This window comes from Streptomyces sp. NPDC005393 (genome assembly GCF_040606675.1).
Taxonomy (GTDB): domain Bacteria; phylum Actinomycetota; class Actinomycetes; order Streptomycetales; family Streptomycetaceae; genus Streptomyces.
Genome location: NZ_JBEXFG010000009.1, coordinates 18,828 through 35,258, shown reverse-complemented (window position 1 = coordinate 35,258; position 16,431 = coordinate 18,828). Strand labels below are relative to the sequence as shown.

Genomic DNA, 16,431 nt, shown 5'->3' with positions numbered 1-16,431 from the left:
AAGACTGGTCCCATGAGCGACACCGCCCCCTCCCCACGCCCCGTCCTCGATGTGTGGTGCGAACTGCAGTGCCCCGACTGCCGCACCGCGCTGGCGGACCTGCGCGCGCTGCGTGCCCGCTTCGGAGACGCCCTGGAGATCCGGCTGCGGCACTTCCCGCTGGAGCGGCACCGGCACGCCCACGCGGCGGCGCAGGCGGCCGAGGAGGCCGTCGAGCAGGGTCAGGGCTGGCCGTACGTCGAGGCCGTGCTGGAGCGCACCGAGGAGCTCGGCGCGAGCGGCGAGCTGCTGCTCGTCGAGGTGGCCCGCGAACTGGGCCTGGACGCGGAGGAGATGGACACCGCGCTGATCGACGGGCGCCACATGCTGATCGTGGACGCGGACCAGGCCGAGGGCAAGGCGATCGGGGTGACCGGCACCCCGACGTATGTGATCGGCGGGGAGCGGCTCGACGGCGGCAAGAGCCAGGAGGGGCTGCGGGAGCGCATCGAGGAGATCGCCGACCGCCTTCTCGCTGAGCGCCCCCAGCACCTCCCGGGGCCCCGGGACACCCCCTACAGCGGCTTGTAGAGCTGGTACTCGACCACCTCGTAGCCCAGCGACTCGTACAGCCGCAGCGCCGGGGTGTTCCCGCCGAAGACATGCAGCCCCAGCGTGCGCGCCCCGGCCGCCAGGCTGTCGCGCTCTGCGGCCAGCATCAGGGTGCGGCCGTGCCCGTGTCCGCGGTGCTCCTCGGCGACCTCGACGGAGAAGACGTACGCCTCCCCCATGCGCGCGGCGTCGGGCTGGTCCGTGCGCAGCGCGACCCAGAGGGTGCCCACGTCCGTACCGTCGTGGGCGAGGACGCGCAGCAGGGTGCCCTGGGTCGCGGGACCGTGCGGCAGCAGCGTCCGGTAGTCGGTGTCGGCCTTGGCATCGGCCTGCTGCCGGGTGACCCCGCGCTCCAGCAGGTCGCTGATGTAGCCGGCCCGCTGATGGGCGTACCAGGCCGGATAGCCCGCCTCCGCCATGGGCCGTATCGCGCTGCCCTCGGGCAGCGCGGGCGGCTCCGCCAGCGGCTTGACCATATTGCGGCCGCGCTCCCGGTAGCCGAGCGCGCCCGCGAGTCCGAGGGCGCTCCCGGCCTGGGCGGGGACGCGCGCGAGCAGCTGGTTGCAGCCCCAGCCGCGCAGCACCTCCTCGGCGGCGAGTGCGGCGACCGTGCCGCGGCCGCGGTGCCGGTCGGGCTCGTCTATCCGGAGTTCTTCGATGCGCCCGGCCGCCGGCCCGAGCCGGGCGTCGGTGGTGAGGCGGACGGAGCCGACGGGGCGGCTGTTGACGCAGACCTCGTACGAGCGTGCACGCCCGCCGTCGTCGGTGTGTCGTTCGGGCTCAGTGGGCCGCAGGGTAGTGGTCACGATGGTGTTCTACCGGGCCGGCGGGCGATCGTCACCAGCTTTTCGGCGGCTCCTCGACCCGGTGCGACCGGCCGGTCACGGGTCGATGTCGGCGGCCGCCCGCTCGGTGAAGATCCGCATGGCCTTGGCGGTGACCGGGCCGGGCGCGCCGGGCAGGGCGTGGGCGTCCACCCGGCGTACGGCCTGCACATCGCGGGTCGTGGAGGTCAGGAAGACCTCCTCGGCCCGCTCCAGCGCGGCCAGTGGCAGATCGGTCTCCTTGGCGCCCACCCACTCCAGGACCAGGGCGCGGGTGATGCCCGCGAGGCAGCCGGAGGTGAGCGGCGGGGTGTGCAGCTCGCCGTCGAGGACCACGAAGACGTTGGAGCCGGTGCCCTCGCAGAGCCGGCCGACCGTGTTCGCGAACAGCGCCTCGCTCGCGTCGTGCTCCCTGGCCCGGGCGAGCGCGACCACGTTCTCGCCGTACGAGGTGGTCTTCAGGCCGGTGAGCGCCCCGCGCTCGTTACGGGTCCAAGGCACGGTGACCACGGCCGTGGTGTCCGGCCTGCGCGCCGTCTCGACCAGGGCGACCACGAGCGTCGGGCCCGCCGTGCCGCGGTCGGAGCCGAGTGGTGAGAGCCCTCCGGTGTAGGTGATCCGCAGCCGCCCGAGCGGCATGGGGTTGGCCTTCATCACCTCCTCGCAGGCCCGCCGCACCTCGTCCAGGTCCGGTTCGGGCAGGCCGAGACCGTGGGCGGAGCGGGCCAGCCGCCGCAGATGGCGGGTGAGGGCGAAGGCCTGCCCTTCGGTCGCCTTGACGGTCTCGAAGACGCCGTCGCCGACCGTCAGCCCATGGTCGAACACGGACACCTGGGCGCTGTCCGCCTCGCACAGAGATCCGTCGAGCCAGATGGTCGGTTTCATCGCGCTGCCCTTCCCGTCGGCTGCTGTACACCCGACGCTACCGCGAGCAGCCGGGCGGCCTTGAGTTCCGTTTCGTCCCATTCGCGCTCGGGATCCGAGCCCCAGGTGATCCCGGCCCCGGTGCCGAAGCGCAGTACGGCGCCGCCGCTGCCGTGGCCGGCCGGGGCGCGGTCGATCCAGAAGGTGCGTATCCCGACCGCCAGCCCACCGACGCCGCGGTCGGCGTCCACCCAGCCGATGCCGCCGCAGTACGGGCCGCGCGGCGCGGTCTCCAGCTCCCCGATGATGCGCAGCGCGCTGGACTTGGGGGCGCCGGTGACCGACCCGGGCGGAAAGGCCGCGGCGAACAGTTCCGGCCAGCCGGCCCCCGGGGCGAGCTCGCCGCGCACCGTGGAGACGAGGTGGACCAGGCCGGGGTGCGATTCGATCGCGCAGAGTGCCGGGACGGTCACCGAGCCGGTGGCACAGACCCGCCCCAGGTCGTTGCGGACCAGGTCCACGATCATCACGTTCTCGGCGTGGTCCTTCTCCAGCAGATCCTCCGGGCTGCGGCCGGTGCCCTTGATCGGGCCGGATTCGACCGTGCGCCCGGTGCGCCGCAGGAAGAGTTCGGGCGAGGCCGTGGCGACCTCCACCCCGTGGGCGGGCAGCCGTACGGTGCCCGCGTACGGGGCGGGGTTGCCAAGGGCCAGCACCGCGCTCAGCGCGTCCACGTCGGCCGCTGCCGGATCCGGCAGCGGCGCGGTCAGCACCCGGCACAGATTCGCCTGGTAGACCTCGCCGGCCGCTATATGGCGCCGGATACGCCGGACACCCGCGGTGTAGGCGGCCCGGTCCAGCGACGAGGTCCAGTCGGCGGCCGCCGGACCGCGCCAGGCGCCGGGCGCGGGGGCCTGCGGCGGCACGTTCCGTACGTCACCGAAGCGGGCACAGAGCAGCCGCCCCTCGAAGTCCGCGACAACGGCCCAGAAACCCTTGGCGTCCAGGGCCGAGGGGTCGCTGGTCACATCGCGCAGATCGATGGCAAGAAGGCCGCCGAAGCGGGCGAGAGGGGGCAGGTCGTGCACGGTTGCGAGTCTATGGCGCCCTGGTCAGCGGGGCGTCGGGAGGGAGTGCGGCCCCGGAGCAGGGCAGCACGCTGCGGAAACGGAATTTGAGCTGGCCGGGGAATCCGCTAGAGTTCATCACGTCGCCGGGACGCGGAAGCGCCCCGGGCAAACGGCACCTGCGGACGTGGCTCAGTTGGTAGAGCATCACCTTGCCAAGGTGAGGGTCGCGAGTTCGAATCTCGTCGTCCGCTCGGAGTGGGGGTTTTCAGCCCCCACGTCTGGTGGAGTGGCCGAGAGGCGAGGCAACGGCCTGCAAAGCCGTCTACACGGGTTCAAATCCCGTCTCCACCTCGGACGATTAGCTCAGCGGGAGAGCGCTTCCCTGACACGGAAGAGGTCACTGGTTCAATCCCAGTATCGTCCACTCGGGTCCTCGCGGACCCACACCCGCGCGATTAGCTCAGCGGGAGAGCGCTTCCCTGACACGGAAGAGGTCACTGGTTCAATCCCAGTATCGCGCACGCAGTCCCGAGGACGATTAGCTCAGCGGGAGAGCGCTTCCCTGACACGGAAGAGGTCACTGGTTCAATCCCAGTATCGTCCACACCGATCGGCAGAGGGCCGGAGCGAGAAGCTCCGGCCCTCTGCCGTATGCGGTCATCTGTCGTATGAGGTCACGAAGAGAAGAGCATGTGGCCGAAGCCACGCTTGTGGTGACCGTGATGCCCGCCGTGGTGGCCGTGGTGCGGCGCGCCCCACGCGGGCGCGGCCGGGTAGGCCTGCGGGGCCCCGGGGGTCGGCGGGGCCGGCGGCATCTGCTGGGTCCACTGCGATTCGAGGCGGGTCAGCGCCTCCAGCTCCCCGTAGTCCAGGAAGATCCCCCGGCAGCCGCTGCACTGCTCTATCTGGACGCCATTGCGGTTGTACGTGTGCATCGGCGCATGGCACTTGGGACACTGCATGGTCCGCTCAACTCCTCAAGCTCCGGACAAAGCGCCGCCGGAACATCCGTCCGGCCGCGTCGAGTTCACCCTACGGCCTCCGTGAACCGGGCGATGCGGACACAAGCCTCCACCATGGCCTCCTCCGCCTCGTCCAACGCCCGCCGTGCCGCTGCCGCCTTGGCGAGGGCGAGCGCGGCGGTCTGTACGGTCAGGGCGCGCGCGGGGACGTCCAGGCGCGGCCACGGATCGTGGTGCCCCGCGGCGGAACCACCCGCGGTCCGGTACGCCCCGAGGAACCGTTCCCAGTCCTCCGGGGCGAGCAGCCCGGCGGCATACCAGGCGGCGGGGCGCGCGAGATCCCACGCCGGGTCGCCGAGGCCGAGGTCGTCGACATCGATCAGCAGCCAGTCGCCGTGCCGGACGAGCTGGCCGAGGTGCAGATCGCCGTGGCAGAGCGCGCCGCCTCCGGTCCGCGCCTCGCCCCGGGCCCACCCGGGCAGCCCGCCCCACGCCCGCAACACGGCCTGTGCGGCGGCCTCGTTGAGGCCCTCCGCCGCCCGCAGCCGGGCGATGGCGCGGGCGGCCTTGGCGGGCCCGCGCATCGCCGGAAGCGGACCGGGCAGTCCGCCCACCGGCACGGCATGCAACCGCGCGAGCAGCGCCCCCGCCTCCTCCCACGGCGCGGCCTCCGGCTCCTCCGGTGACACGGGCTCCCCGTACGGCCACAACGTCACCCGCCGCCCGTTGGGCAGCGCCCCCACCCTGCCGACCGGCGGCAGCAGAATCCCCGCGCAGCGGGGGTGCGCGGCGACCTCGACGCGGACCGCCAGCGCGGCCGGATCCGCGTCGGGCGCGTGGGCCTTGGCGACGAGTCCTCCACAGCGGACGACGGTCCCATCGGGCCGATCCGCCAACACGGTCGCCTCCCCCTCGGACTCGCCGGCCCGCTGCCGCACGGTGTCTGCCAGCAGCGCCGGCGTTCTGCCCATGGCTCCCCCAGTCGTACGGCCTGATGCCCTCCTCCGGATCCTAACGACGCCCGGTGGTGAGGCCCCGGCCCCACCGGGGCCGTGCCGGGCTCGGCCGGAGGGGTTGAGTGCCCGGACAGCCCGAGCGCCGCGCTCGGCCGGAGGGGTTGAGTGCCCGGACAGCCCGAGCGCCGCGCTCGGCCGGAGGGGTTGAGTGCCCGGACAGCCTGAGCGCCGCGCTCGGCCGGAGGGGTTGAGTGCCCGGACAGCCCGAGCGCCGGGCTCGGCCCGGCCCCCGGCACTCCCTCCGGGCGTGTCCTCAATCGCCGGACGGGCTGGATAGCGGGCGAACCGATGACCATGCCGGGGGCCCCGGAGGCTCCGCACCCGGCACCCACACCGCACCCGCCCACGCCCCCAAACGGCGCGATGCCCGGACAGCTCCCCAGCTGTCCGGGCATTCGTGCCGTCCGCCGCACCCCCGTCCCCACGGGGTTGATGGCCGGAAGTCCCCGGCCCGGGCCGCTCTCCCGGACCCGGGGCGCTCAGCGCCCCAGCATTCCCGCCACGGACGACGCCTGTGTGACGACGGCCTCCCAGCCGCCGAAGGTGATGCTCAAGACGAGGGCCAACGGCAGCACCATCGCCGCCGCGACCAGGGGATGGCGGGTGCCGCCCTGCGGCGGGCTGCCGAACGCGTCGACAACCCGGCGCCTGCGCGCCCGGAGGACCGTACGTCCAGCCGTGTCCGCCATCGTCCCTCCTCTGTCACATCTGGGGGCGGCGAGCGTCTGACCTCGGGGGACGAGTGCTGCGCCCGCCGCTTGACCACAACATTAGGCGCGCGCCCCGGCGCTCGGCGTCATGCCTTCGTATCGATTGCCGGGCCTCCCGGAGGATGACCCCGGCCGGAGCCGAGTACTCCCCTGGGTGGAGATACCGCACCGGGACTTGGGGTCTTCCCGGAGGGGACGGCGGAACGGGCCCCTCCGGAGGGGTCCGTTCCGCCGTCAGCCGCGCCCTCGGACACCCGCCCGCGCCGCGCCGCGCCCCGTCCGCCGGCGGTCCGGCGGTCCGGCGGTCCGGCGGTCCTACTCTCCGTCTTCCCCCCGCGGCACCGGCTGCTCCACCAGCGCCAGCACCCGGTTCGCCATAAACCGGGCCGTCCGCACCACAGAGCCATTACGGGTGACTTCGCTCACTTCCACCACCCCGCGCCGGACCGCCGTCTCGACCCGCCGACCGGCCCGGCTCGCCACCACTTCATACGTCCGTGTCGTGTCGCCCGCGTCCACGACTATCTCCACACGATCACCCTTCACGGTCCCAATCCCCCTTCTGAGACGGCCCTTTGAGATCACGCACGCGCGGACCCGAGCGCGGATTGCCACGATTCCGGCCCACTTCTCCAGGATCCCAGGCACCACTGACAATCCGTCGGCCGACGCATGCGCGGCCTCTCAGCGCGCGGGGCCGTCAATCCGTAAGCTGTGCACGTCAGACGGACGGCAGTGGACGGCAGCGGTTGGGGCTCCCCGCCAGGGGTTAGGGAAGGGGCCTCCCCACCGGAGGTAGGGGACGGACATGGCGATGATGCGGCTCCGGCGCGAGGACCCGCGTGTCGTCGGTTCCTTCCGGCTTCACCGGCGGCTCGGCGCGGGCGGTATGGGCGTGGTCTACCTCGGCTCCGACCGGCGCGGACAGCGTGTGGCGCTGAAGGTGATCCGGCCCGATCTGGCCGAGGACCGGGAGTTCCGGTCGCGGTTCGCCCGCGAGGTGTCGGCCGCGCGGCGGATCCGCGGGGGCTGTACGGCGCGGCTGGTGGCCGCCGACCTGGAGGCCGACCGCCCATGGTTCGCCACCCAGTACGTACCGGGCCCCTCCTTGCACGACAAGGTCAACGAAGAGGGCCCGCTGCCCGCCGCGCCCGTGGCGTCGATCGGGTCCGCGCTGGCCGAGGGGCTGTTGGCGGTGCACGAGGCGGGGGTGGTGCATCGCGACCTCAAACCGTCGAACATCCTGCTCTCCCCCAAGGGCCCGCGGATCATCGACTTCGGCATCGCCTGGGCGACCGGGGCCAGCACCTTGACGCACGTCGGCACGGCGGTCGGCTCGCCCGGCTTCCTCGCGCCCGAGCAGGTGCGGGGCGCGGCCGTCACCCCGGCGACCGACGTCTTCGCGCTGGGCGCGACGCTCGCGTACGCCTCGACGGCGGACTCGCCGTTCGGGCACGGGAGTTCCGAGGTGATGCTGTACCGGGTGGTGCATGAGGAACCACAGTTGGTCGGCGTGCCGGACGCGTTGGCACCGCTGCTGCATGCGTGTCTGGCAAAGGATCCGGAGGACCGGCCGAGCACGCTGCAACTGTCGCTGCGGCTGAAGGAGATCGCGGCGCGCGAGGCGCATGGGCATAGCGGGCCCGGCGGGCCTGGCGGGCACGGCGCGTACGGCGGGCACGGCGCGGCGGACAGTCGGCCCTCGGGGCGACGGGCCGAGACGTACGCGGAGCAGCACACGGAGCGGCGCCCCGGCGGTACGCCGCCGCGGGGGGCGCAGGCGCCGCGGGCGTCGTCGCCGCGGTCGGGGGCCGGGACGGGGACCGGGGCGGGGACCGGGGCGGGTGCGGGGCGTTCCACGGGGCGGAACACGCCCGCGCGCCCCACTCCGCGCAGGGGCTCGCGCCCGCCCGCTCGTACGGTCCGTACGTCGCCGAACGGGCGCCGTCCGGGCGGCCCGGGCCCGGACCGCCGGCTGCTGCGGCAGCGGCTGACGGTGTTCGTGGTGGTGACGCTGCTGGTGGCGCTGGGGATCGCAGCGGCGCAGGGCTGCCAGGGCCCGGCGAACGGGCTGGGCGCACCGCACGGGCCGACGACGCATGCGGTGTCGATGGAGCCGGGCGGCCGGTAGCCGGTAGGCGGGAGGTGGGTGCGCGGGAGGTGCGTGCCGGGTGCGGGTGCGGGGCCTCCGGGGCGGGGGGTCTGGACCGTATATTTACGGCGCCGGCCCCCGGAAGCGTGGGGTGGGCCGCAAATTGGCGCCACAAATACACGTCAGCGTCCAGACCCCCACCCCTGCACCCCCGCCCCCTCCCGCCTCGTCGGCGGCGCACGGCCGGTGGCCCGGGGCCCCTGTCCGGTTGACGGTGCGCTGGTAGGTGGGGGCGCCCCCTGTCCGGTTTGGCTTTCCGTGGGCGGCAGCGGCTCGTCCCCACGCCCCGCCGCTCGCCTTGCCGGCCCCGGTCCCCTGCCCGCTCTGCGCTCAGCTCGTAAAACCAGCCCGTCCGGCGATTGAGGACACGCCCGATGGGCGTGCCGGGGGCTGGGCCGAGGCTTGCACTCACCCCTTCCGGACACCCAGCCCCTCCAGCGATCGCGGAGCAGGGCCGGGGCAGAGCTCCAGCGGGGCCCGGGGGGGCGGAGCCCCAGTGGCGTCCTCGGTGGGGTCCGGGGGCGGAGCCCCCGGGTGGAGCGCCCGGGTGGAGCGCCCGGGTTCCGGGTCCCCCGGGCCCGGGCTTGGGTCAGAGCCCGGGGCGGCCTGATGTTACGGCGTAGAAGGCGACCGCCGCCGCCGCGCCGACGTTGAGGGAGTCGACGCCGTGGGCCATGGGGATGCGCACCCATTCGTCGGCGGCCATGAGGGCTTGGGTGGAGAGCCCGTCGCCCTCGGCGCCCAGCATCAGGGCGACGCGTTCGAGGCGGTGGGGGGCCGCGTCGTCGATGGGGGTGGCCTTTTCGTCGGGGGTGAGGGCGAGGATCTTGAAGCCGGTGTGCCGGACCGCTTCCAGGCCGCGCGGCCAGGGTTCCAGACGGGCGTACGGGACGGAGAAGACGGCGCCCATCGAGACCTTGACGGAGCGGCGGTAGAGCGGATCGGCGCAGTCCGGGGAGAGCAGCACGGCGTCCATGCCGAGGGCGGCGGCGCTGCGGAATATGGCGCCGATGTTGGTGTGGTCGTTGACGGATTCCATGATCACGACGCGTCGGGCGTCGGCCAGGAGTGCATCCGCTTCGGGCAGCGGTTTGCGCTGCATGGAGGCGAGGGCGCCGCGGTGGACGTGGTAGCCGGTCACGCGTTCGGCCAGTTCGGGGCTGACGGCGTAGACCGGGGCGGGGACGTCCTCGATGACGTCGCGCATGACGTCGACCCATTTCGACGACAGCAGCATCGAGCGCATCTCGTAGCCGGCGTGTCTGGCGCGCCGGATCACCTTCTCGCCCTCGGCGATGAACAGGCCCTCGGCGGGCTCGCGCTTGCGTCGTAGCTCCACGTCGGTCAGACCCGTGAAGTCGCGCAGCCGCGGGTCGTCGGGATCATCGACGGTGATGAGATCAGCCACAGAGTGATACTGCCTTGTCCTGTATGCGGTGCCAATGAGGCGTACGCGATTACGTTACCGGCGGTTACGTCACCGGTGGTCGCGTGTGGCGAGGGCGACGACGTCGCCGATCACCACGACCGCCGGGGGTCGTATCCCCTCGGCCACGACCGTCTCGGCCACGGTCGCGAGGGTCGCGTCCACGCGGCGCTGGGTGGGGGTGGTGCCCTCCTGGACGACGGCGACCGGGGTGTCCGCGGGCCGGCCGTGTGCGACGAGGGCCGTGGCGATGGCGCCGATCTTCTCGACGGCCATGAGCAGTACAAGCGTGCCACGCAGCTTGGCGAGGGCCGACCAGTCCACCAGGGAGCTGGGGTCATCGGGGGCGACATGCCCGCTGACCACCGTGAACTCATGGGCCACGCCCCGGTGAGTGACGGGGATCCCGGCCGCGCTCGGCACGCTGATGGAGCTGGAGATGCCGGGTACGACGGTGCACGGGATACCGGCCTCGGCCAGCGCCTCCGCCTCCTCCATCCCGCGTCCGAAGACAAAGGGGTCGCCGCCCTTGAGCCGGACGACGGCCTTGCCCGCCTTGGCGTGCTCGATCAGCGCGTTGTTGATCGCTTCCTGGGCCATGAACCGGCCGTACGGGATCTTCGCGGCGTCGATGACCTCGACATGGGGCGGGAGTTCGTCGAGCAGGTCGCGGGGGCCGAGGCGGTCGGCCACCACGACATCCGCCTCGGCGAGCAGCCGGCGGCCGCGCACCGTGATCAGGTCCGGGTCACCGGGGCCGCCGCCCACCAGCGCTACGTGGGGGCCGCGGGTGCGGTGGCGGGGGGCGGCGAGGGTGCCGTCGCGCAGCCCCTCGACCACGGCGTCGCGTACGGCGGCGGAGCGGCGCGGATCGCGGCCGGTGAGGACGGCGACGGTGACGCCCTCGCTGCGTCCGGTGGCCGGGGTCCAGGCGGAGGCGGCCTCGGCGTCGTCGCTGCGTACGCACCAGACGCGGCGCGCCTCGGCCTCGGCGGACGCGGCGGCGTTGGCCTCCGGGTCGTCCGTGGTGATCAGGACGTACCACGCGCCCTCGAAGTCACCGTCCTGGTAGCGGCGGCGCTCCCAGCGCACCTCCCCCGCCTCGGCCATGGCCTCGACGGAGGGGGTCGCGGAGGGCGAGATCAGCAGGATGTCCGCGCCCGCCGCGATCAGCGCCGGCAACCGGCGCTGGGCGACCTGGCCCGCCCCGAGGACGACGACGCGCCGCCCCGTGAGGCGCAGTCCGACGGGGTACGCGAAATTCTCGGACATGGCGGTGCGGCTCTCCTCAGGCGAATACCCGGCCGCTGCGGCACTGGAGCGGCTGATCGACAGTGGGGCGTGGCCCCCGCCGACACCCTACGCGGCGGGGGCACCCGTCAGTTCTTCTCCGTGACCCCGGCGGAGTCGAACGTGGCCACCTCGTGCATCGCACGCGCGGCGCTCTGTACCACCGGGAGGGCGAGCAGCGCGCCCGTGCCCTCGCCGAGGCGCAGGTCCAGGTCGACCAGGGGACGCAGGCCCAGCTTGTTGAGCGCGGCCACATGCCCCGGCTCCGCGCTGCGGTGGCCGGCGATGCACGCCGCCAGCACCTCGGGCGCGATGGCCCGCGCGAGCAGCGCGGCGGCGCCCGCGCTCACCCCGTCCAGGATGACGGGCGTACGCAGCGACGCGCCGCCCAGCAGCAGCCCCGCGATCGCGGCGTGCTCCAGACCGCCGAACGCGGCGAGGACGCCGATGGGGTCGGCCGGATCCGGCTGGTGCAGCTCCAGACCGCGCCGTACGACATCGATCTTGCGGGCGTGCGTCTCGTCGTTGATGCCGGTCCCGCGCCCGGTCACCTCGGCCGGGTCGGCGCCGGTGTAGACCGAGACGAGGGCGGCCGACACGGTGGTGTTGGCGATGCCCATCTCGCCTGTGAGCAGCGCCTTGTTCCCGGCGGCCACCAGATCGCGGGCCGTCTCGATGCCCACCTCGATGGCGCGCAGCACCTCCTCGCGGGTGAGCGCGGGGCCGGTGGCGAAGTCGCCGGTGCCCGCCCGCACCTTGCGCGGCAGCAGCCCGGGGGTGCTCGGCAGTTCGCTCGCGACGCCCACGTCCACGATGCACACCTCGGCGCCGACCTGGCTCGCGAAGGCGTTGCAGACCGCGCCGCCGCCCAGGAAGTTGGCGACCATCTGGGCGGTGACCTCCTGCGGCCAGGCGGTGACGCCCTGGGCGTGCACCCCGTGGTCGCCCGCGAAGATCGCGACGGCCGCGGGCTCCGGGATCGGCGGCGGGCACTGCCGGGACAGACCGCTCAGCTGCGCCGAGATGATCTCCAGCATGCCGAGCGCGCCCGACGGCTTGGTCATCCGCTTCTGCCGCTCCCACGCCTCGCCGAGCGCCTTCGCGTCCAGCGGGCGGATGCCCTGGAGGGTCTCCTGGAGCAGATTGTGCGGGTCCTCGCCGGGCAGCGCGCGCCGCCCGTACGTCTCCTCGTGGACGACCCAGGCCAGCGGGCGGCGCTTGGACCACCCGGACCGCATCAGCTCCGGCTCCTCCGGGAACTCGTCGACGTATCCGACGCACAGATACGCGACGACCTCCAGATGGTCGGGCAGCCCGAGCTCACGCACCATCTCGCGCTCGTCGAAGAAGCTGACCCAGCCGACGCCGAGGCCTTCGGCGCGGGCCGCGAGCCAGAGGTTCTCCACGGCGAGCGCGGAGGAGTACGGCGCCATCTGCGGCTGGGTGTGCCGGCCGAGGGTGTGGCGGCCGCCGCGGGTCGGGTCGGCGGTGACGACGATATTGACCGGCGTTTCGAGGATCGCCTCGATCTTCAGTTCCTTGAACTGCTTGGCCCGGCCCTTGGGAAGCGACTTGGCGTACGCGTCGCGCTGGCGCATCGCCAGCTCGTGCATGGAACGCCGGGTCTCCTCCGAGCGGATGACGACGAAGTCCCACGGCTGGGAGTGCCCGACGCTGGGCGCGGTGTGCGCGGCCTCGAGCACGCGCAGCAGCACCTCGTGCGGGATGGGGTCGGACCGGAAGCCGTTACGGATGTCCCGGCGCTCGCGCATGACGCGGTGGACGGCGGCGCGCTCGGCGTCGTCGTACCCCTCGGCGGGCGGGCCGACGGGGGCGGGCTCGGGCTCCGCCTCGGCCTCCGCGTCGGTGGGCTCGGCGTCCGCGCCGGTGGGCTCGGCGTCCGCGTCCGTGGGCTCGGCGTGCGTGCCGGTGGGCTCGGCGTCCGTGCCGGTGGGCTCGGCGTGCGTGCCGGTGGGCTCGGCGTCCGCGTCGGTGGGCTCGGCGTCCGTGCCGGTGGGCTTCGCTTCGGCCTCCGGCTCGGCCTCGGGGGACTCGGGGGTCTCCTCCGGGGCTTCCTTCTCCGTGGGTTCGGCGGCTTCGGCCGATTCGGGCTCGGGGGTCTCCGCCTCGGGGGCCACGCTCTCGTCCTCCGAGCTCTCGTTCGCGGGCGTCTCTTCCTCGGGGGCGGCTTCCGCTGCCGGAGCATCTTCCTCGGATGCGACGGGCTCGGGAGCCTCCTCCTCCGGCGCGGCGGGCTCCGGGGCCTCCTCCTCGGCTTCGGCCGCGGCGGGCTCGGGGGCTTCCACCACCGCGACCTCGGCCTCGGCCTCCGGTTCGGGCGCGGCCTCCTCCTGGAGGGCGTCCTCGGCAGCCTCTTCCCGCGCGGCCTCTTCGGGCGCCGGGGCCTCGGCCTCGGGCGCTGCCTCTGCCTCCGGCTCGGCGGGCGCTTCCGGCGCCTCGTCAGCCGGTGCCTCGGCGGTGGGCTCCTCGGGCGCCACCGCGGGCTGGGGCGCGTCGTCGGCCACTATCGAGTGGCCGGGGTCCACGGCGACCGGATCGGCGGATTCCGCGGGCTGCTCGTCGAGTTGCTGAGGAGCCGCCTCGACCGGAGCCGGGGCCGGGGCCTGGGCGGCGGGGGCTTTCGGCTCCTTGGCCGTAACGGGCTCCTGCGCGGGCTGCTCCTCCGGCGCGGCCTCCACGGCGACCGGTTCGGGTTCGGCGGCGACCGGCTCGGGTCCCGGCGCGACCGGATGCGCGATCGGCTCATGGGACATCTGGGCCGGGATCTCCGGCACGGGCTCCGCGGCCGGGGCGGGCTGTGCGTCGAGCTGTTCGGGGGCCCGACCGGGCTGCTGGGCCTGGGCCGGAATGTCGACAACCAGCTCCTCGGTCATGACGGGCGCCCCGCCCTGGGCCGGGATGATCGCGCCCGCCTGGGCCGGGTCCGCGACCGCCGGATCGACCGGGCCCGGGTCCATCGCGACCGGCTGGGCCTCCGGCACGTCGGATTCGGCGGGTGCGGCAGGGGCTGCGGTCTCGACGGGCACACCGCCGTCCGCGACCTCGGGCTGCGGGAACGGCTGCGGGCCGGGCCCCGCTTCGGGCGTCTCCGGCAGCGCGGGCTCCTCCGCGAGACCGACCGTTTCTTCGAGAGCGGGTCCGGGAGCGGGCGCGGGTTCGGGAGCGGCCTGCTGGGCCGGGGGCTGGGAGTGCCAGGCGACCCCCGGCGGCGGGGCCTCGCCGAGCTGCGGCATGTCCGCGAGCTGTGGCCCGGGGAGCGGGCCGGGGTTCTCGGGCTGCGCCGCGAAGTACTGCGGCCCGGCCGCGTACTCGGGCGCGGCGGCATAGTCGGGCGCGGCCGCGTAATCGGGCGCGGCCGCGTAATCGGTGCCCGTCGTGTACTCGGCCGCCGGATATTCCGGACCCGCCGCGTACTCGGGCTGGGGCTCGGCCGCGGGCGGCTCGGCCTGGCGTACGGGGGCGGCGTGCCGGCCGGCCGCCGGGCCCCGGTCGGCCAGCGAACGCACCACGCCGCCGGAGGTGTCGGGCACCGGCGGGCCCATGTGCAGCGGCCGGCGCGCGGGAGCGGGCGGCGGCGCCTGCTGCGGTACGGGCTGGGGCGCCACGGGCTGCGGCTCCGGCATCCGCGTATCGGCGTACCCGGCCGCACCGGGGTCGAGCACGCCCGCCTCGTACACGCCGGACTGGTACTGGGCCTGCTGTTCGCTCCAGGCGCCCTGGGCGCCCGGCATCAGCAACAGATCGTCCTCTTCGCCGACGGTCTCGTGCGCGTCGAGGAAGGTGTACCCGGCGCCTTGGGGAGCACCGGGCTGCGGCTGCTCGATGTAACCGGCGTCGGCAGGTGGGGCGTGGACATCCGCCGGGTGCGGGTGTCCGAGTCGTCCGCCTGCGTTCTCCGGCTGTCCCTCGCCCGGGACCTGGCCGGTGTCGGTCATGCGTACCCCTCGCCCATCGCTAGTGCTCCTTCCAACCGCCTACCACCGGGAGCAAGCCCCGTGAGCAAGAACGAGCGTGCGCCGTGCGCGGCACGTAGCACGCCCGAGGCTTGCCTACCGCGGCCCCACCAAAGGAGGGGCACATTTCGGCCTTTGGCCAATAAAGCGCCGAACGCCGGGCAGCGGTACAGGCAGTACAACGATCCGCCAGCCTACCCCGCGCGGTGCCGGGAGAAGGTCATGGGGCGAACGTCGGGGCGAACGTCACAAGGACAAAATCACTGGTGCGGGCGGTGGCCGCAGAGCATGAAGGCGACCGCGCGCTCGCGCTCGGTCCACACCCGGGTGTCCAACTCGACCGATTGCAGCAGGACGCACTCGACGGCGTAGCCGCCGTCCTCCAGCGCCCTGCCGATGGCCTCCGCCTCGTCACGGGTCGCGGCGTGCGTGACGATGCGCTCGGGGCGGCGCGCGGCGCACGCGGCGACGACGGGTGCGCCCCCACCGCCGATCCGCACCACATCCGGCTCCGGCAGGTCCTCCAGCACCTCGGGCGCGGTGCCGTGGACGACCTGGAGCTGAACGGCGAAGCGGCGGGCGAGGTTCGCGGTGCGCTCACAGGCGTCCGGATCCCGGTCGACGGCGATGACGGCGGCGCCGAATCCGGCCGTCTCGACGGCGGCCGCGCCGCTGCCCGCGCCGATGTCCCACACCAGATCGCCCACTCGCGGTCCGAGCCGGGCGAGTTGGGCGGCACGCAGCTGCTGTGACTCGCTCTCGCCCAGCACGGTCGCGTACGCGGGGGCGGGCAGCGCCCAGCCGCGGACGCCGCCGGGGTAGCCGGGGTCGCGCCCGGCGATCCAGCCGCCGCTCGGCAGGGCGCCGCGCGCGGTGCCGGACGCCGGGCCGCTGCGGACGGCGGCGGCGCCGGAGCCGCCGATGACGATGACGACGTTGGGGTCGCGCCAGGCGTGATCGGCAACCTTGTCGGAGGTCAGGACGGTCACCTGCTCGCGGTCGGTGCCCAGGGCCTCGCAGATGACGAAGGTGCGATGCACCGGGCCGAGCAGCAGTGCGAGTTCGGCGGGGCCCGCGCCCGGCGAGGTGAGCACGGCGACCTTGGTGTGGGCGCGGCAGACGTTGACGGCGCGGCGCAGATCGCGGCTGTGCGCGACGACGACCTGGGCGTCGTCCCACGGCATCCCGGCGCGGGCGAAGGCGGCGGCGACGGAGGAGACGGCGGGCACGACCTCGACCTCCAGGCCGTGCTCGGGTACCCGCAGGGCCCGTACGACGCCGAAGAAGCCGGGGTCGCCGTCGGCCAGGACCACGGCGGAGCCGCGGTGCTGGGCGATCCGGCGGGCCGCGAGGTCCACACTGCCGAGCCGGATCCGCTCGGCGCCGGGCGGGATTTCGGGCAGCGCCAGGTGGTGGGCGGCGCCCGCCACGAGGGTGGCCGCGCCGAGGGCGGAGCGAGCCACGTCCGTGAGCGCGGAGCCGTCCCAACCGATCACCGTGACGCGGTCGGCCATCGTCCTCTGTCTCCCCAATGTGTCGCAGGTCGCGTGTT

Annotated in this window: 13 protein-coding genes and 5 tRNA genes; 7 read left to right on the top strand and 11 right to left on the bottom strand. The window is 74.1% G+C overall.

The annotated features are described in order from the left end of the window. Positions 1-12: 12 nt before the first annotated feature. Positions 13-570: a DsbA family protein gene (locus ABZS71_RS10990; RefSeq protein WP_356208906.1), complete on the top strand. Its 558-nt coding sequence runs from the start codon at positions 13-15 to the stop codon at positions 568-570. Here the strand turns inward: ABZS71_RS10990 and ABZS71_RS10985 are convergent. From ABZS71_RS10985 to ABZS71_RS10975, 3 genes are all read right to left on the bottom strand, one after another. Further along, positions 555-1,397 carry a GNAT family N-acetyltransferase gene (locus ABZS71_RS10985; RefSeq protein ID WP_356208904.1) on the bottom strand — a complete coding sequence of 281 codons (843 nt, stop codon included), beginning with the start codon at positions 1,395-1,397 and terminating at the stop codon, positions 555-557. The genes ABZS71_RS10990 and ABZS71_RS10985 overlap by 16 nt on opposite strands. Before the next feature lie 75 nt (positions 1,398-1,472). Beyond that, positions 1,473-2,300, bottom strand: coding sequence for an aminodeoxychorismate lyase (locus ABZS71_RS10980; RefSeq protein WP_356208902.1), 828 nt, complete (start codon positions 2,298-2,300; stop codon positions 1,473-1,475). Next, positions 2,297-3,367 carry a chorismate-binding protein gene (locus tag ABZS71_RS10975; RefSeq protein ID WP_356208901.1) on the bottom strand — a complete coding sequence of 357 codons (1,071 nt, stop codon included), beginning with the start codon at positions 3,365-3,367 and terminating at the stop codon, positions 2,297-2,299. Before ABZS71_RS10975 ends, ABZS71_RS10980 begins: the two co-directional genes overlap by 4 nt. Before the next feature lie 160 nt (positions 3,368-3,527). Here ABZS71_RS10975 and ABZS71_RS10970 point away from each other — a divergent pair. The 5 genes from ABZS71_RS10970 to ABZS71_RS10950 all read left to right on the top strand — a co-directional run bounded on the left by ABZS71_RS10970 (position 3,528) and on the right by ABZS71_RS10950 (position 3,953). Beyond that, a tRNA-Gly gene (locus ABZS71_RS10970) sits at positions 3,528-3,600 on the top strand. Between the two features lie 29 nt (positions 3,601-3,629). Then, positions 3,630-3,700, top strand: a tRNA-Cys gene (locus ABZS71_RS10965). Between the two features lies 1 nt (position 3,701). Further along, positions 3,702-3,773: transfer RNA gene (locus tag ABZS71_RS10960), tRNA-Val, on the top strand. Between the two features lie 25 nt (positions 3,774-3,798). After that, a tRNA-Val gene (locus ABZS71_RS10955) sits at positions 3,799-3,870 on the top strand. A gap of 11 nt (positions 3,871-3,881) precedes the next feature. Then, a tRNA-Val gene (locus tag ABZS71_RS10950) sits at positions 3,882-3,953 on the top strand. A 70-nt stretch (positions 3,954-4,023) separates the two neighbouring features. On the opposite strand, the gene ABZS71_RS10945 is transcribed toward ABZS71_RS10950, so the two are convergent. The 4 genes from ABZS71_RS10945 to ABZS71_RS10930 all read right to left on the bottom strand — a co-directional run bounded on the left by ABZS71_RS10945 (position 4,024) and on the right by ABZS71_RS10930 (position 6,583). Next, positions 4,024-4,311, bottom strand: a complete 288-nt coding sequence (locus ABZS71_RS10945) for a zf-TFIIB domain-containing protein (protein ID WP_355855111.1) — start codon at positions 4,309-4,311, stop codon at positions 4,024-4,026. Positions 4,312-4,376: 65 nt separating this feature from the next. Next, complete coding sequence (locus ABZS71_RS10940) at positions 4,377-5,282, bottom strand: phosphotransferase (RefSeq protein WP_356208900.1); 906 nt, start codon at positions 5,280-5,282, stop codon at positions 4,377-4,379. A 524-nt stretch (positions 5,283-5,806) separates the two neighbouring features. After that, positions 5,807-6,016, bottom strand: a complete 210-nt coding sequence (locus tag ABZS71_RS10935; protein ID WP_355855105.1) for a hypothetical protein — start codon at positions 6,014-6,016, stop codon at positions 5,807-5,809. A gap of 336 nt (positions 6,017-6,352) precedes the next feature. Further along, complete coding sequence (locus tag ABZS71_RS10930) at positions 6,353-6,583, bottom strand: hypothetical protein (RefSeq protein WP_355855102.1); 231 nt, start codon at positions 6,581-6,583, stop codon at positions 6,353-6,355. 262 nt (positions 6,584-6,845) lie between these two features. Between ABZS71_RS10930 and ABZS71_RS10925 the strand changes: the two genes are divergently transcribed. Beyond that, positions 6,846-8,168, top strand: coding sequence for a serine/threonine-protein kinase (locus ABZS71_RS10925; RefSeq protein ID WP_356208899.1), 1,323 nt, complete (start codon positions 6,846-6,848; stop codon positions 8,166-8,168). A 610-nt stretch (positions 8,169-8,778) separates the two neighbouring features. Here ABZS71_RS10925 and ABZS71_RS10920 read toward each other — a convergent pair. The 4 genes from ABZS71_RS10920 to cbiE form a co-directional block, all read right to left on the bottom strand. Continuing rightward, positions 8,779-9,597, bottom strand: a complete 819-nt coding sequence (locus ABZS71_RS10920) for an RNA methyltransferase (RefSeq protein ID WP_356208897.1) — start codon at positions 9,595-9,597, stop codon at positions 8,779-8,781. A gap of 69 nt (positions 9,598-9,666) precedes the next feature. Further along, entirely contained in the window at positions 9,667-10,887 is a 1,221-nt protein-coding gene (gene cobA, locus ABZS71_RS10915) for a uroporphyrinogen-III C-methyltransferase (protein ID WP_356208895.1), read from the bottom strand. Between the two features lie 107 nt (positions 10,888-10,994). After that, the gene (gene cobT, locus ABZS71_RS10910; protein ID WP_356208893.1) at positions 10,995-14,861 is read right to left on the bottom strand and encodes a nicotinate-nucleotide--dimethylbenzimidazole phosphoribosyltransferase; all 3,867 of its coding nucleotides are present in this window, start codon (positions 14,859-14,861) and stop codon (positions 10,995-10,997) included. A 278-nt stretch (positions 14,862-15,139) separates the two neighbouring features. Further along, positions 15,140-16,393 (bottom strand): precorrin-6y C5,15-methyltransferase (decarboxylating) subunit CbiE, encoded by a 1,254-nt coding sequence (cbiE, locus tag ABZS71_RS10905; protein WP_356208891.1) that lies wholly within the window; start codon positions 16,391-16,393, stop codon positions 15,140-15,142. Positions 16,394-16,431 lie beyond the last annotated feature (38 nt).

Excerpts from the sequence above, each read along its gene's own strand:
- ABZS71_RS10990 (WP_356208906.1), top strand. The coding sequence starts at position 13 with ATGAGCGACACCGCCCCCTCCCCACGCCCCGTCCTCGATGTGTGGTGC.
- ABZS71_RS10980 (WP_356208902.1), bottom strand. The coding sequence starts at position 2,300 with ATGAAACCGACCATCTGGCTCGACGGATCTCTGTGCGAGGCGGACAGC.
- ABZS71_RS10945 (WP_355855111.1), bottom strand. The coding sequence starts at position 4,311 with ATGCAGTGTCCCAAGTGCCATGCGCCGATGCACACGTACAACCGCAAT.
- ABZS71_RS10940 (WP_356208900.1), bottom strand. The coding sequence starts at position 5,282 with ATGGGCAGAACGCCGGCGCTGCTGGCAGACACCGTGCGGCAGCGGGCC.
- ABZS71_RS10935 (WP_355855105.1), bottom strand. The coding sequence starts at position 6,016 with ATGGCGGACACGGCTGGACGTACGGTCCTCCGGGCGCGCAGGCGCCGG.
- ABZS71_RS10925 (WP_356208899.1), top strand. The coding sequence starts at position 6,846 with ATGGCGATGATGCGGCTCCGGCGCGAGGACCCGCGTGTCGTCGGTTCC.
- cobA (WP_356208895.1), bottom strand. The coding sequence starts at position 10,887 with ATGTCCGAGAATTTCGCGTACCCCGTCGGACTGCGCCTCACGGGGCGG.
- cobT (WP_356208893.1), bottom strand. The coding sequence starts at position 14,861 with ATGACCGACACCGGCCAGGTCCCGGGCGAGGGACAGCCGGAGAACGCA.
- cbiE (WP_356208891.1), bottom strand. The coding sequence starts at position 16,393 with ATGGCCGACCGCGTCACGGTGATCGGTTGGGACGGCTCCGCGCTCACG.